The sequence below is a fragment of the Modicisalibacter muralis genome (assembly GCF_900102945.1).
Lineage (GTDB): Bacteria > Pseudomonadota > Gammaproteobacteria > Pseudomonadales > Halomonadaceae > Modicisalibacter > Modicisalibacter muralis.
Genome location: NZ_FNGI01000004.1, coordinates 171,730 through 185,348, shown reverse-complemented (window position 1 = coordinate 185,348; position 13,619 = coordinate 171,730). Strand labels below are relative to the sequence as shown.

Below are 13,619 nucleotides of genomic sequence, written 5' to 3'. Positions count from 1 at the left end.
AATGCGCGTCAGCCGCATGCTGTGCTCGCTGGTCGTGGCGAGCCTGGTGCTGGTGTGGTTATCCGCGTCGCGAGCGGCGCACGACCCCGTGGTGGTCGGTAGCCTCGACGTCACCGGATCGGACACACTGGCCGGGCTGATGATGCGCTGGGGCGAGCAGTTCGAGCGCCGCTACCCCGGGGTGCGGCTGCAATTGCAGGCCAGCGGCTCGGCGACCGCACCGCCGGCGCTGACGCAAGGCACCAGCCGTATCGGCGCCATGTCACGGCGCATGACCGATGCCGAGCTGGCGGCGTTCGTGGCGCGCCATGGCTATCCACCGACTCGCGTGCCGGTGGCCATCGACGCGCTGGTGGTCTTCGTGCATCGCAACAATCCGCTCGAGGCGCTGAGCCTGAGCCAGCTCGATGCGATCTTCTCCGACACCCGGCGCTGTGGCGCCGACGAGGCGATCGACCGCTGGGGCGAGGTGGGTCTCGATGGCGTCTGGCAGGATCGGCCCATCGACCGGCACAGCCGCAATAGCGCCTCGGGCACCTTTGGCGTGTTCAAGCGTGAGGTATTGTGCCACGGCGATTTTCGCCGCGACGTCAACCGCTATCCCGGCTCCGCGGCGGTGGTCGCGGCGGTGGCCGAGAGTGTCGATGGTATCGGCTACGCCGGCATGGGCTACGTGACCGCTGCGGTCAAGCCGCTGGCGTTGATCGACGCGCAAGGACAACGCCGCGAAGCGAATGCCGTCACCGCGATCCGCGGCGCCTACCCGCTGACCCGCTCGTTGTACCTGTATATCAACCTGCCGCCGGATGGCGAGCTGCCACCGCTGGAGCGGGCCTTCTTCGATCTGGTGCTGTCGCCGGCGGGGCAGGCGCGGGTGCGCGAAGCGGGCTTCATCCCGCTGCCCGAGGCGGCATTGCAAGCGGCAAGGGCCACCCTGAAACTCGACGCCGACACACTTGGCCCGCACCCCGATTCCGTTGATCCATGATCGATTTTTCCCCGTCCGCCACCCGCTTGCGCCGACGCCTGCGTCACTCGCGCGACCGCCTCGCCACGCTGCTGATCAGCGCCGGGGGGATCGGCGTGATTGCGGCGGTGCTGGCGATCGGCGTTTTTCTGACGCTCGAGGTACTGCCATTGTTGGCCCCATCGCGGGTGACGGCCGAATCGCCCGCACGACCGGCTCCGCCGTTGGCGGAAAGCGTCGCCTGGTTGCGGGCCGATGCCCGGGGTGGCCTGACATTACTGGCCGATGACGGGCGCCTCTGGCAAGGCCATGTCGGTGAGACGGGCGAGACAGGCATGGCCGACCAGCTCGATCGCCTGCCGGCGGCGCTACTGGGCGGGCAATCGATCAGCGCGGTAGCCGCCGACGCCTCGGCGCCGCTGCTGGCGCTGGGTCTCGATGGCAGCGAGGTACTACTGGTGCCACGCGCTGCGAGCGGCGAGCCGCAATGGTCGCATGCCCGGCGTCACAGCCTGTTCGCAGGTACGCCGGTCGCCGGACTGACGTTCGGCAGCGATGATCGACACTGGTGGCTGGCGGGGCATGATCGCAATGGACGGGTCGCGGTCCTGCGGGGAGCGCGCGCCACCGATGACGGCAACCTGGGCGATCCACCGCAGCGTTTCACGCTGCCGGTATCGGCTTCGCAGCTGGCGCTCAATAACGCTGGCCGCCTGGTCGTCGGCGACGGTCAGCGGCTTGAGGTGTGGGCGCTGAATGGCGAGACACCGCGTCACCTGGGCGGGGTGAGGGCGCTCGATAGCCAGCGCATCACCGCGCTGGCCTATCTGGTGGGTGGCGAAACGCTATTGGTTGGCGACAGCGGCGGTGGCGTGCGTCGCTGGCTCAATGCGCGCGGCGATCGAGCACCGCTGATCGGCGCCGAGCCCTACTCCACGCCAAGCCAAGCAGCCATCACGCGAATCGCGCCGTTGCCCGATCGGCGCCTGGCGCTGGTGCTCGACGCCGCCGGTGGCATGGCGCTGTATCAGGCCGTGGCGGGGCGCCGCTGGCAAGGGCAGGCCCCCGATGGGGAGCCACTGGCATTGTCTTTCACGCCGGATGGCGAACGGCTGTGGTGGCTCGGCGAGGCGGGTCTAACGCAGTTCGCCATCGATGCCGAGCACGCCGAGGTGAGCTGGCAAACGTTATGGACGCCAATACTCTACGAGGGTCACGACGAACCGCAACAGCGCTGGCAGGGCGATGTCAGTGGCGTCGAGAGCGAGCCGCGCTTCGGCCTGGCGCCGCTGGCCTGGGGTACGCTCAAGGCGGCGGCCTGGGCGTTGGTATTCGCCGTGCCGCTGGCATTGGGCGCAGCGATTCACAGCGCCAGTTATATGTCGACGCGGCTGCGCGCGCGGATCAAGCCGACCATCGAGTTGATGGAGGCGCTACCCGGTGTGGTGATCGGCTTTATCGCCGGGCTGGTGCTGGCGCCCTATATCGAACGCCATCTTGCTGGCGCGCTGGCACTGGCCGTGGTGCTGCCGCTGGGCCTGCTGCTGGGCGGAGCGCTGTGGTCGCGCTCGCCGCATCGCCTGCGCGAGCGGTTGCCACTGGGCTGGGCCGGGGTGTGGCTGGTGCCGTGGCTGGCGCTGCTGGTGTGGCTGGCGCTAACGCTCTCGCCGACGCTTGAAACCGGGCTGTTCGCTGGCGACCTGCGTGCCTGGCTGCAGGCTCGCCTGGGCCTCGATTACGCCGCCCGCAACGCGATGATCGTCGGCCTGGCGATGGGTTTCGCGGTCATACCGACGATTTATTCGTTGGCCGAGGATGCGCTGTCCGGGTTACCGGGAAGTCTTGGCGAGGGTGCCCAGGCGCTGGGCGCGACCCGTTGGCAAGCGCTGTGGCGGGTGTTGCTGCCGGCCGCCAGCCCGGGCATTTTTTCGGCGGTGATGATCGGCGCCGGGCGCGCGATAGGTGAAACCATGATCGTGCTGATGGCCACTGGCAATACCGCCGTGATGTCATGGAGCCCCTTCGAAGGATTGCGCTCGATCGCGGCCAATATCGCCATCGAGCTGCCCGAGGCGGCCCTCGGCGGCACCCACTACCGGCTGCTGTTGTTGAGCGCGCTGTTGCTGTTCGTGTTCACCTTCTGCATCAATACCCTGGCCGAGCTGGTGCGCATGCGCCTCAAGCGGCGTTATCGGCGCCTGGAGGCGGGCGCATGAAGCGCTGGCGGCGCGGCGAGGGCGGTTGGCCGTGGCTGGCGGCGGGCAGCGTGGCCGTGTCGCTGCTGATGGTCGCGGCGCTTGTGGCGCTGCTCGGTGCGCGTGGCCTGGCGCATTTCTGGCCGGCCGACGTGGAACTGGTCACGCTGAGTGACGGTAGCCGCTTCGCCGGCCAGCGGGTTCGTCATGTCGAAACCAGGGCCGAAACACAAGCCAAGGCGGGCGGCGGCGCGCGCACGCAGGTGCTCTACTTGACCGGCAATCGCGATCTCGACGGCCAGTATTGGCGCTGGGTCGATGCCGAGCGCATCACAAAGCGCGAGACCCCCGCCGGATTGATCGTGCTCGAGCGCCAGCGCTGGGGCGAGTTCATCGGTCGCCTGGTGGCGTTGCGTGAAGACGGTGCCACGCAGTTGACTCGCGATGCGGGCGATGACGCGCTATGGCAGGCGCTGCAAGCGCGCCTGGCACGCGTCGAGGCGTTGCGTGAGCGCCGGGAATGGTTGCGTGAGAACCGGGTCGCGCCACTGGCGCGGCGGCTGGCCGCTGGCGGCGAAGCCGATTCGCAATCGCAGCATGCCGAACTGACTGCGCAATTGAAGGCGGCGCGGGCGCGAATCGCCGATGTGCAACGGGCGCTGGCACGCGACAGCCTGGTGCTTGAAAGCGTTGACGGGCGGCGCCTCGCGCAGCCGCTTGGCGAGGTACTCGCGGCCTGGCGACCCAATGCCATGTCGCCCTTCGCCAAGCTCGCGAGCTGGGGCCAGCGGTTATGGGCCTTTCTCAGCGAAGGGCCGCGCGCGGCGAATGGCGCCGGCGGCGTATGGCCGGCGATCTTCGGCACCGTGCTGATGGTGCTGCTGATGTCGCTGATCGTCACGCCGTTCGGTGTGCTGGCGGCGGTCTATCTCAATGAAGTGGCTCGCCAGGGGCCGTTGATCAGTCTGGTGCGTATCGCGGTGCGCAATCTGGCGGGGGTGCCATCGATCGTCTACGGCGTGTTCGGCCTGGGGGTACTCGTCTATGGCATCGGCGGCAGTCTCGACCAGTGGTTGTTCAGCGAGGCCCTGCCGTCGCCGACCTTCGGCACCGGTGGGCTGCTATGGGCGTCGTTGACGCTGGCGCTGCTGACCCTGCCGGTGGTGATCGTCGCTACCGAAGAGGGCCTGGCGCGAATCCCCGTTCATCAGCGCGAAGGCGCGTTGGCATTGGGCGCGACCCGCTATGAAACGTTGCGCCATGTGGTGTTGCCGATGGCCATGCCGGCGATGCTCACCGGGGTGATCCTGGCGGTGGCGCGCGCCGCCGGCGAGGTGGCGCCGCTGATGCTGGTCGGCGCGGCCAAGCTGGCGCCGCAGGTTCCGGTGGACGGCGAATTCCCCTTCCTGCATCTTGACAGCAAGTTCATGCACCTGGGTTACCACCTTTACAACGTGGGCTTTCTGGGCGGCGATGTCGAGCGCGCCATGCCGCTGGTTTATGCCATCGCGTTGCTGCTGGTACTGGTCATCGCGGTGCTTAACCTAACTGCAATATTCTTGCGTCATCATCTGCGCGCACGCCATCGTGGCCCGTATCGCTAGGAGGTCCGTCGCCGTTGTCCGCTACCTTGTCCAATCGTCATGCGCCACCCGCCACGCCGCCGGCGTTGGCCGATTTTGCCGCCGAGGCCAGTTGCTTCGACCTCTCGGGGCTGTCGTTGGCCTATGACGGCAAGCCGGCGCTGCGCGAGCTGACGCTGCGTATTCCGCGCCAGCGGGTCACCGCGTTCATCGGCCCTTCGGGATGCGGCAAGTCGACCTTGCTGCGCGCGCTCAACCGGCTGCACGACCTCAACGACGAGGTCAGCCGCCAGGGACATATTGCCCTCGAAGGCCAGGATATCCACGCCCCCGAGGTCGATGTGGCCGACCTGCGCCGACGGGTGGGCATGGTCTTCCAGACGCCCAATCCATTCCCGATGTCGGTTTATGACAACGTCGCCTTTGGTTTGCGCTTGCAGGGCGTCAAGCGCAAGCGACAACTCGACGAGATCGTCGAATGGGCGCTCGATTCGGCGGCGCTGTGGAATGAGGTCAAGGACCACCTGCACAGTTCGGCCTGGGCGCTTTCGGGCGGCCAGCAGCAGCGCCTGGTGATCGCCCGGACCCTGGCGGTGCAGCCCGAGGTATTGCTGCTCGACGAGCCGGCCTCGGCGCTGGACCCGATCTCGACGCTCAAGATCGAGGAGCTGATTCGCACCCTCAAATCGCGGCTGACCCTGGTGCTGGTCACCCACAACATGCAGCAGGCGGCGCGGGTTTCGGATTACACCGCCTTCCTGCAGGCCGGCGAACTGGTCGAGTACGCGGCCACCGATACGTTGTTCACGAACCCGCGCTTGCAGCGCACCGAAAACTACATCACCGGTCGCATGAGCTAGGGCTTTTTCGAAAACCCTCGCGGCCCAGGAGAGTCTCATGGAAATCACCAGCGATACCCACAGCCAGCATATTTCCAAGCAGTTCAATCACGAACTCGAGGAGCTCAAGACCCATTTGATGGCGATGGGCGGGCTGGTCGAGAAGCAGGTTCAGGACGCCATCGAGGCGCTGCTCGAGGGCGACAGTCGGCTGGCCGAGCGCGTGCGTGACAATGACAAGGTCGTCAACGACATGCAGATCAAGATCGACGAGGAGTGCACGCGGGTGCTGGCGCGGCGTCAGCCGGCGGCCTCCGACCTGCGCCTGGTGCTGGCGGTGATCCGCGCCACCTCGGATCTCGAGCGCATCGGCGACGAGGCCAGTAAGATCGCGCGTAACGCACTGTCACTGGTCGAGGCGGGGCGCAGCCCGCGTGGCTTCGTCGAGGTACGCCATATCAGCGAGCACGTGCGCAAGATGGTGCGCGATGCGCTGACCGCCTTCGCCCGCTTCGATACGCAACTGGCGCTGAGCGTGGTGCGCGAGGACGAATCGGTGGACAGCGAGTACACCACCGCGATGCGCTCGCTGATGACCTTCATGATGGAGGACCCGCGCTCGATCAGCTCGATTCTCAGCGTGATGTGGATTCTGCGCGCGCTGGAGCGCATCGGCGATCATGCCGACAATCTCGCCGAGTACGTGATCTATCTGGTCAAGGGGCTGGATATTCGCCATACCGACCCCGACCAGCTTGACGACGAGGCCATTCAGGGTAAAAGCTAGCCGCTGATTTCGCGGGGAAAACGTCTTTATGCTCAACGCCTTCGGCGCTCTGACGCAGGGAACCCGGCTGGTATTGTCGAAGGGCCTGCGGCGTTATGTCGTGCTGCCGGTGCTGGTCAACCTGGCGCTGTATGCCGGTACCATCGCCTACCTGCTGGATAACTTCGGTGGCTGGATCGATTACTGGATGCTCAAGGTGCCCGGCTGGCTCAACTGGCTGGAGTGGCTGATCTGGCCGCTGCTGGTGATCAGTCTGGTGGTGGTGGTGTTCTTCACCTTCACGCTGGTGTCGAGCCTGATCGCCGCGCCGTTCTACGGTTTTCTCGCCGAGAAGGTCGAGTTGCGCGTGACGGGAAGCCCGCCCGCCGACGACCGCGGCTTCACGCGCAGTGCCGTCGATGCGCTGGGCCGCGAACTGGTCAAGCTGGGCTATATCCTGCCGCGCATGGCGTTGTTGTTCGTGCTGGGTTTCGTGCCCGGGGTCAACCTGTTCATGCCCTTCCTGTGGGCGGCGTTTTCCGCCTGGATGATGGCGATTACCTATCTCGACTACCCGATGGACAACAACCGGGTCGCCTTTGCCGACATGCGCCGCCGGCTGCGCGCGCGCTGGTGGCCGACGCTGACCTTCGGAGGCTGGGTACTGCTGGCCACCTGGCTGCCGCTGGCCAATCTTATCCTGCTGCCCGGCGCGGTGGCGGGATCGGTGCTGATGTGGCGGCAGCACTATCGGCAGTTGCCGGCCAGGGTCGGCGCCTGAGGCGACGCGATTACAGGTTTTCGGAGATAGTTTTGACGGTCGCGCAAATTGCCTTCTGGAATAGCCCGGTATCGATCGCGACATAGCGATACTTGGGAACGCTGACACTGACGCAGCCCACCGGTTGGCCATCACGATCGAGAATCGCCGCGCCGAAGCAGCGGATATCCAGCTCGTTCTCCTCCCAATCGATCGAATAACCTCGCTGTCGGGTTTCTTCCAACTCGGTTTTCAGACGATCAAGATCGGTGATCGAATACTCTGTCTGCCGGGTCAATTGAATCCGGCCGAGGATATCGTCGCGGATCGCGGGGTCGAGAGTTGCCAGGTAAGCTTTGCCAACCGAGGTCGAGTGCAGCCTGACTCGTGTGCCGATGCGCGAAACCATGCGCACGGTCTGCGGGCTTTCGAGCTTGTCGACATAGACCATTTCCAGCCCGCTGGGAACGGCGAGGTGTACGGTTTCGCCCGTCATGTCACGTAGCTCGGCGATGTGACGATGCGCGGTGTTGCGCAAATCGTGTTCTTCCCTGGCTCGCACGGCAAGGCTGATTAGCCGTGTACCCAGCTTGAACGTGCCGCGATCCTTGTTCTCCACGACCAGCCCTTCGGCGATCAGCGCGGATACCAGGCGATAGATCGTCGGGCGCGGGTAGGGCACTATTTTGCACAACTGCGCGATATCGACATCGGACGAGTCGGCGATCGCCTGCAATACATTCATGAATTTGGAAAACGATGCGGTGCCCTGAACCGGAGGCTTGGCTCGCGTGGTTGCTTCTGTCATTTCCTCTCCTACGTTAGCCGTCCTTCGCTTGTGAGACCCAGCGATTATAAACGCCCCTTACCGGGGTTGTACGATAATGAGCAACCCGCCCAAGTAACCATCGCGAAAGCCAGCGTTTACTACAATCGGCACCTTGGTCGAAAAAGCCTGCTACGGCCTCGAGATGCTGCCCGCCGAACCATTCAATTATGCCTAAAGTCGAATAATCATGAGTTGACTCATGCCGGATGTGATGCTTTATTCTGTGCATGCCACATTGTGGCATTTAATCCATAATATGGTCAAACATAAAAGCGCGCACTAAATCTATCCCACAAAAGCGACTCATATTGTTATGGCCTGCGCCAAGCCTTTCAAATTCAATCATAAAAGCGGCTGTACCGAGGGAGAGATCGATGGCTATAAGTATTTATCCGATAACCGAAAACTTCGCTGCCGAAGTGGGCGACGTGGACCTGTCGCAGCCTTTGACGACCGAGGATGCGTCAGCGATCAAGGAAGCGTTCTGGAAGTATGCGGTGCTGGTTTTTCCCGATCAGCATCTGAGTGCCGATCAGCATGTCGCTTTTGCCCGTGAGTTTGGGCCGTTGGAAGGCGAAAACCCGACGATCGCTTCGTATCGTAAAGGCGATGCGGGAGAAAAGCCCGGGCACTCCGAGCTCGCCGATGTCTCCAACCTCGACCAGAAGAATGAGGTCTGGAGTAGTGGTAGCCGTGCGCGGATGTTCCACCTCGGCAATCAGTTATGGCACACCGACAGTTCTTTCCATCATGTACCGGCGCGCGCCTCGTTGCTGTATGCCCGTGAAATCGCCCCGATCGGCGGCCACACCGAGTTCGCCGATGAACGTGCCGCCTACGATGCCTTGCCAGAGTCGACTCGGCGGCGTCTCGAAAGCTGCAAGGTCGAACATTCGATATTCCATTCACGAGCCAGGATCGGCTACACCGAGTTTCCCGAGGCGGAGCGCCAAGCCTTGCCACCGGCGCTTCAGGTACTGGTGCGTACGATTCCCGAGAGCGGCCGCAAGTCGTTGTATCTGGCCGCGCATGCGGCGCGCATTCTCGATATGCCCGATGCCGAGGGTCAGGCGTTATTGGAGGAATTGATCGAGCACGCCACACAGCGGCAGTTCGTCTACACCCACCGCTGGCGCCAGCACGATCTAGTGATGTGGGATAACCGCTGCACCATGCACCGTGGCAGGGAATTCGACGACTTGCGCTGGAAGCGCAATCTGAAGCGGGCCACCGTTTCGGATACCGCCAATTCCGTGGAACTGGCCAAGGCGCAGGCAGCGAGAAGTGGAGAGAGCTGTGTTTGAAACTCTGAGAATACTCGGCGCGCCCAGCCTGTATGTGCAGGGGCCCGGCGCCATCGGGCGTGTCGGCGACATCGTAGCGAAATTGGGCGCGCGAGCTTTGCTGATCGCAGACCCCATCGTCGAACGGATGCTCGCGCCACGGCTCGCCGAGTTGCTGGCCAAGGTGGATGTATCGTTCGCCTCGGCACCGCTGACCGGAGAGGTCACACCCGATAATATCGAGCGGCTGGCCAGTGAGCATAAGGCCGATGTGGTTATTGCAGCGGGGGGCGGCAAGGGCGTCGATGCCGGTAAGGCGGTCAGTCGTGCACTGGGCGCGCGCTTGGTGACGCTGCCCACGGCGGCATCGAACGATGGCCCCACCAGTCGGATATTCATCTACTACGACGATCATCACAAGCTACTGCGTGCCGAGCGGGTGCCGCGCAATCCCGATGCGGTGATCGTCGATACCCAGATACTCGCCGGTGCGCCGCGCCAATTGCTGGTATCGGGAATCGGTGACGCCCTGGTCAAGCGCTACGAGGCGGCACAGTGCATTGGTGCCGATGGGCCGAACATGTTCGATGGGCGTGCCACCATCGCTGCGGTCAGCTTGGCCAATGTCTGCGAACAGGTGCTGCGTGAGCATGCTATCGATGCCTTGTCCGTGGCCGGCAGCGGCAAACCCGACGAGGCCTTCGAGAAGGTCATCGAAGCTTGCATTTTGCTTGCCGGATTGGGTTTCGAGGGCAGCGGTCTGTCGATTGCGCATGCCATGACGCGCGGGCTGAGCGCTTTGCCGGCCACGGTCGGGGCGCTGCACGGCTATCAGGTAGCCTATGCACTGATGGTCCAGTTCATTCTGGAGAACCGTTCGGCGGCTTTCATGGCCGAGCAATTCGCCTTCCTTGCGGCGGTCGGGCTACCAGCCAGCCTCGCCGAACTGGGCTTGTCCGAGCCGAGCACCGATGACCTGCGCAGCATCGCGACCCTCACCCATAAGGCGCCACATACCCGCAATTTCGAACGCGCCTTGAGCGAAGACGATCTCGTCGAGGCGATGCTTCAGCTCGAGACCATGCATCAGCGGTTCGTCGATTGAACGTTGGGAGTCGTATTGACAGCTTACGAGGCGGATGCTAATTTGACCATATAATGGATTTATAGCCACAATATGGACAAAACATCCGCCAACGATTCTCGCGAGGAATCGATCGCAACGGCAGCAAAGCGATTGCTTATACCGCCGATCTTCTCAACAACAAAGCCAAATGTCAGCGAAGAGTAGAGGAAAACAGAATGCGTAATGAACTCAAGAAAACGTTCGTCGTCGCTGGTCTCGCTGCAGGCCTCATGGCTGGTTCGGCCAGTGCCGGCGCTGCTGAAGTTCAGTGGAAGATGGCTACGCCATGGAGCGGTGGTCCCTGGCTGGAGCGCGATGTCGAGGGCTATGCCGAGCTGGTCGGCGAACTCACCGAAGGTCGGGTCGACATTACCGTCTACCCTGGCGGCACGCTCTACAGCCCGCTCAAGGTGACCGAGGGTGTACAGAAGGGCGTCGCGGAAATCAGCAACAACTGGATGGGCTATGACTGGGGCCTGGATAAGACCGGCGTGCTCTTCGCCGGCTACGCCGGTGGTCTGACCCCCGAGGGTTATATGCTGTGGCTCTACGAGGGCGGCGGTCTTGAGCTATGGCAGGAGTGGCGTAAGGAGGAGTTCGGCGTAATCTCTTATCCTTGTGCCGTGCTGGGCACCGACATCTTCCTGCACTCCACCAAGAAGGTTGAGAACCTCGAGGATTTCCAGGGCCTGAAGCTGCGCACCGCCGGTGCCTGGGCCGAGATCGCCTCACGCCTCGGTGCCTCTACCGTGGTGATGCCGGGTGGCGAGGTCTACAGTTCGCTGGAACGCGGCGTGATCCAGGCCGCCGAGCTGGGCACGCCGGAAATCAACCTGCCTACCGGCCTGCAGGATATCGCCCAGTACGTCATCGTGCCCGGCATCCAGAATCCGGGCGGACTGCTCGAGTGCCAGGTGAATATGGAGGCCTGGAACCAGCTCTCCGAACGCGATCAAGAAATGCTTCAGTTGGCCGGCAAGCTCAACGTCTTCGAAAGCTGGCTGAACAGTTCCGCCGCTGACCTGGATGCCTTCCGCGAACTGCAGGAAGGGCCCAACGAGATCGTCGAGCTGGACCCGGCATTCATCGACAAGGCCCAGGAAGTGACTCGCCAGTGGGCCGACGAACAGGCGGCCCAGAATCCGTGGTTCGAGAAGGTTCTGCAATCGCAGCGCGACTTCAAGAACAAGCTCAAGTCGTGGGACGAATACCGTCTGCCGATTGGCAGTCTGGCGGAGTAAGCGCAAAGACGTGCCGGTCCGATAGGCGACCGGCGCGGCTCCACTATTGCTGAACGAACATGTTCATGATCACGCACCCACTGTGCGGGAAGATAACCATGATGATCATAAGAGTTGCGGGACGCATAACAGCGTTCACCGACATGCTCGCCGCATTGCTGACGATACCTTTGATTGCGGCGCTGGTATACGAGGTTTTCAGCCGTTATGTGCTGGACAACCCCACCTTCTGGGCTTACGAAATCAGTTACATGTTGATGGGCTCGATCTTCGTGCTAGCCATGGGCTATGCGCTGAAGATCCGCCAGCATGTCAGCGTCGATCTTCTCTATGGCAGGTTTTCGCCACGCGGCAAGGCCGTGGTCGACGTGCTCGGCTACTGCCTGTTCGGGACCGCCGTATGGTGGATGACCGTCGAGCTATACGCCAGCGCGACTCTTGCCTTTCAAAATGGCGAAGTCACCGGGAAGTCGGCTTGGAACCCGGTGGTGTGGCCCGTTTATACCGCTTGGTTCGTCGGCTTCCTGACCCTTGGAATCCAGGTTCTCGCCGAGCTCGTCAAATCGACGGTGACCCTGTTCACGGGAAAGACGAGTGAAACAGAAGAAAAAGAACCGGGAGTTGGCCTATGAGCACTTATCTTGGCTTCGCCATGTTCCCGGCGTTAATGGTATTCATCCTCGCCGGTTTCCCGATTGCCTTTTCAATGATCTCGGTAGCCCTGGTTGCCGGCTTCTTCCAGTTCGGCGACGGTATCATCTTCCAGTTGCTGTCCAAGCTTGATGACGTAGCGACCAACTCGGTGCTTGCCGCCGTGCCACTATTCATCTTCATCGGCGCGATGCTCGAACGTTCCGGCATCGCCGAGCGCCTTTTCGATGCCGTGCATGTGTGGACACGCCGCGTACCTGGCGGGTTGGCGCTCAGCGCCGTGCTGTTAGGCACTATTTTTGCCGCCGCGAGTGGTGTGGTGGGGGCAACGGAAACCGTGATCGGTATGCTCGCGGTGCCGATCATGATGAAACATGCCTATGACAAGAGTCTGATCTCCGGGACGATCTGCGCCAGTGGCTCGCTCGGTACGGTGATTCCCCCCTCGATCACTGTAATCATACTGGGCCCGGTGGCTAACGTTTCGGTCGGCGATCTATTTGCCGGGCTACTGTTTCCGGGGCTTATCATGGCCGGTCTGTTCATGATCTATGTGGTCGGAATCGCCATGTTCAGACCCAGTATCGCTCCGCGTGAAGAAGAAAGCTCCGGGCTGAGTCTCGCCGAGAAACTGCGCATAACCTTTGTCGCCCTGGTGCCCACCATGGCGCTGATCTTCACCGTGCTGGGAACGATCCTGCTGGGTATCGCAACGCCAACCGAGGCGGCCGCCTGTGGCGCCGTGGGTACGATCGTGCTCTCGCTGGCTTATCGCCGATTTTCGCTGCGGATTCTATGGAATTCCTTGCAGCGCACGGCCTCGATTACCGCGATGATTCTGCTGATCGTACTGGGTGGCAACATGTTCGCTGGCGTATTCTTCGCTTCCGGCGGCATGGTCGGCGTGCAGTCGCTGCTCTCGTTCCTGGGGCTCGAAGGCGCCGGCGCGGTGACGGCGATCTTTATTCTGGCCTTTATCGCCGGTTTTCTGCTCGACTTGATCTCGGTGGTACTGATCCTGATTCCATTGGCAATGCCAATCGTCACCAGCTATGGAGTGGATCCTATCTGGTTCTCGGTAGCCTTCTTGATAGTGCTGCAGACTAGCTATCTCACGCCGCCGATGGCGCCGTCGATTTTCTATCTACGCGCGATAGCCCCGCCTGAAATCACATTGAGACACATGTATCGCGGCGTGCTGCCGTTCATCGGCTTGCAACTGATCACCTTGCTTCTGGTCGTTTTGTTCCCCGAATTGGTGTTGTGGTTACCCGAACAGATGGGTGGGCCAAGCTGGTAACGAGCGGACAACTCATACCGGGGAGCGAATAACGGATGGAACCATGTCAACTTGCTTATCAGGTGAGATGGCTAGCGTG

At 62.7% G+C, this 13,619-nt stretch carries 12 protein-coding genes; 11 read left to right on the top strand and 1 reads right to left on the bottom strand.

All coding sequences use genetic code 11. The features are described 5' to 3' along the window. The first annotated feature begins 1 nt into the window (after position 1). From BLR92_RS09420 to cysZ, 6 genes are all read left to right on the top strand, one after another. Complete coding sequence (locus BLR92_RS09420) at positions 2-988, top strand: PstS family phosphate ABC transporter substrate-binding protein (RefSeq protein ID WP_245704162.1); 987 nt, start codon at positions 2-4, stop codon at positions 986-988. Further along, complete coding sequence (locus tag BLR92_RS09415) at positions 985-3,183, top strand: ABC transporter permease subunit (RefSeq protein WP_089727842.1); 2,199 nt, start codon at positions 985-987, stop codon at positions 3,181-3,183. The genes BLR92_RS09420 and BLR92_RS09415 overlap by 4 nt, the downstream gene beginning before the upstream one ends. Next, on the top strand, positions 3,180-4,766 hold the full coding sequence (gene pstA, locus BLR92_RS09410; protein WP_089727840.1) for a phosphate ABC transporter permease PstA: 1,587 nt from the start codon (positions 3,180-3,182) through the stop codon (positions 4,764-4,766). Before BLR92_RS09415 ends, pstA begins: the two co-directional genes overlap by 4 nt. Positions 4,767-4,831: 65 nt before the next feature. Next, on the top strand, positions 4,832-5,605 hold the full coding sequence (gene pstB, locus BLR92_RS09405) for a phosphate ABC transporter ATP-binding protein PstB (RefSeq protein WP_175488773.1): 774 nt from the start codon (positions 4,832-4,834) through the stop codon (positions 5,603-5,605). A 37-nt stretch (positions 5,606-5,642) separates the two neighbouring features. Beyond that, positions 5,643-6,371: a phosphate signaling complex protein PhoU gene (phoU, locus tag BLR92_RS09400; protein ID WP_089727836.1), complete on the top strand. Its 729-nt coding sequence runs from the start codon at positions 5,643-5,645 to the stop codon at positions 6,369-6,371. A 28-nt stretch (positions 6,372-6,399) separates the two neighbouring features. Continuing rightward, on the top strand, positions 6,400-7,131 hold the full coding sequence (cysZ, locus tag BLR92_RS09395) for a sulfate transporter CysZ (protein WP_089727835.1): 732 nt from the start codon (positions 6,400-6,402) through the stop codon (positions 7,129-7,131). A gap of 10 nt (positions 7,132-7,141) precedes the next feature. On the opposite strand, the gene BLR92_RS09390 is transcribed toward cysZ, so the two are convergent. After that, positions 7,142-7,918 (bottom strand): IclR family transcriptional regulator, encoded by a 777-nt coding sequence (locus tag BLR92_RS09390; RefSeq protein ID WP_089727833.1) that lies wholly within the window; start codon positions 7,916-7,918, stop codon positions 7,142-7,144. Between the two features lie 395 nt (positions 7,919-8,313). Between BLR92_RS09390 and BLR92_RS09385 the strand changes: the two genes are divergently transcribed. From BLR92_RS09385 to BLR92_RS09365, 5 genes are all read left to right on the top strand, one after another. Further along, a complete protein-coding gene (locus BLR92_RS09385; RefSeq protein WP_089727828.1) occupies positions 8,314-9,243 on the top strand; it encodes a TauD/TfdA dioxygenase family protein in 930 nt (309 codons plus the stop codon). Then, on the top strand, positions 9,236-10,327 hold the full coding sequence (locus BLR92_RS09380; RefSeq protein WP_217636560.1) for a glycerol dehydrogenase: 1,092 nt from the start codon (positions 9,236-9,238) through the stop codon (positions 10,325-10,327). Before BLR92_RS09385 ends, BLR92_RS09380 begins: the two co-directional genes overlap by 8 nt. Before the next feature lie 197 nt (positions 10,328-10,524). After that, positions 10,525-11,589, top strand: a complete 1,065-nt coding sequence (locus BLR92_RS09375; protein WP_089727826.1) for a type 2 periplasmic-binding domain-containing protein — start codon at positions 10,525-10,527, stop codon at positions 11,587-11,589. A 65-nt stretch (positions 11,590-11,654) separates the two neighbouring features. Then, positions 11,655-12,221: a TRAP transporter small permease subunit gene (locus BLR92_RS09370; protein ID WP_245704161.1), complete on the top strand. Its 567-nt coding sequence runs from the start codon at positions 11,655-11,657 to the stop codon at positions 12,219-12,221. Beyond that, positions 12,218-13,540, top strand: coding sequence for a TRAP transporter large permease (locus BLR92_RS09365; RefSeq protein WP_089727824.1), 1,323 nt, complete (start codon positions 12,218-12,220; stop codon positions 13,538-13,540). Before BLR92_RS09370 ends, BLR92_RS09365 begins: the two co-directional genes overlap by 4 nt. Positions 13,541-13,619 lie beyond the last annotated feature (79 nt).

Coding starts and splice junctions, on each gene's coding strand:
- BLR92_RS09375 (WP_089727826.1), top strand. CDS start 10,525: ATGCGTAATGAACTCAAGAAAACGTTCGTCGTCGCTGGTCTCGCTGCA.
- phoU (WP_089727836.1), top strand. CDS start 5,643: ATGGAAATCACCAGCGATACCCACAGCCAGCATATTTCCAAGCAGTTC.
- BLR92_RS09415 (WP_089727842.1), top strand. CDS start 985: ATGATCGATTTTTCCCCGTCCGCCACCCGCTTGCGCCGACGCCTGCGT.
- cysZ (WP_089727835.1), top strand. CDS start 6,400: ATGCTCAACGCCTTCGGCGCTCTGACGCAGGGAACCCGGCTGGTATTG.
- BLR92_RS09420 (WP_245704162.1), top strand. CDS start 2: ATGCGCGTCAGCCGCATGCTGTGCTCGCTGGTCGTGGCGAGCCTGGTG.
- pstA (WP_089727840.1), top strand. CDS start 3,180: ATGAAGCGCTGGCGGCGCGGCGAGGGCGGTTGGCCGTGGCTGGCGGCG.
- BLR92_RS09370 (WP_245704161.1), top strand. CDS start 11,655: ATGATCACGCACCCACTGTGCGGGAAGATAACCATGATGATCATAAGA.
- BLR92_RS09365 (WP_089727824.1), top strand. CDS start 12,218: ATGAGCACTTATCTTGGCTTCGCCATGTTCCCGGCGTTAATGGTATTC.
- BLR92_RS09385 (WP_089727828.1), top strand. CDS start 8,314: ATGGCTATAAGTATTTATCCGATAACCGAAAACTTCGCTGCCGAAGTG.
- BLR92_RS09390 (WP_089727833.1), bottom strand. CDS start 7,918: ATGACAGAAGCAACCACGCGAGCCAAGCCTCCGGTTCAGGGCACCGCA.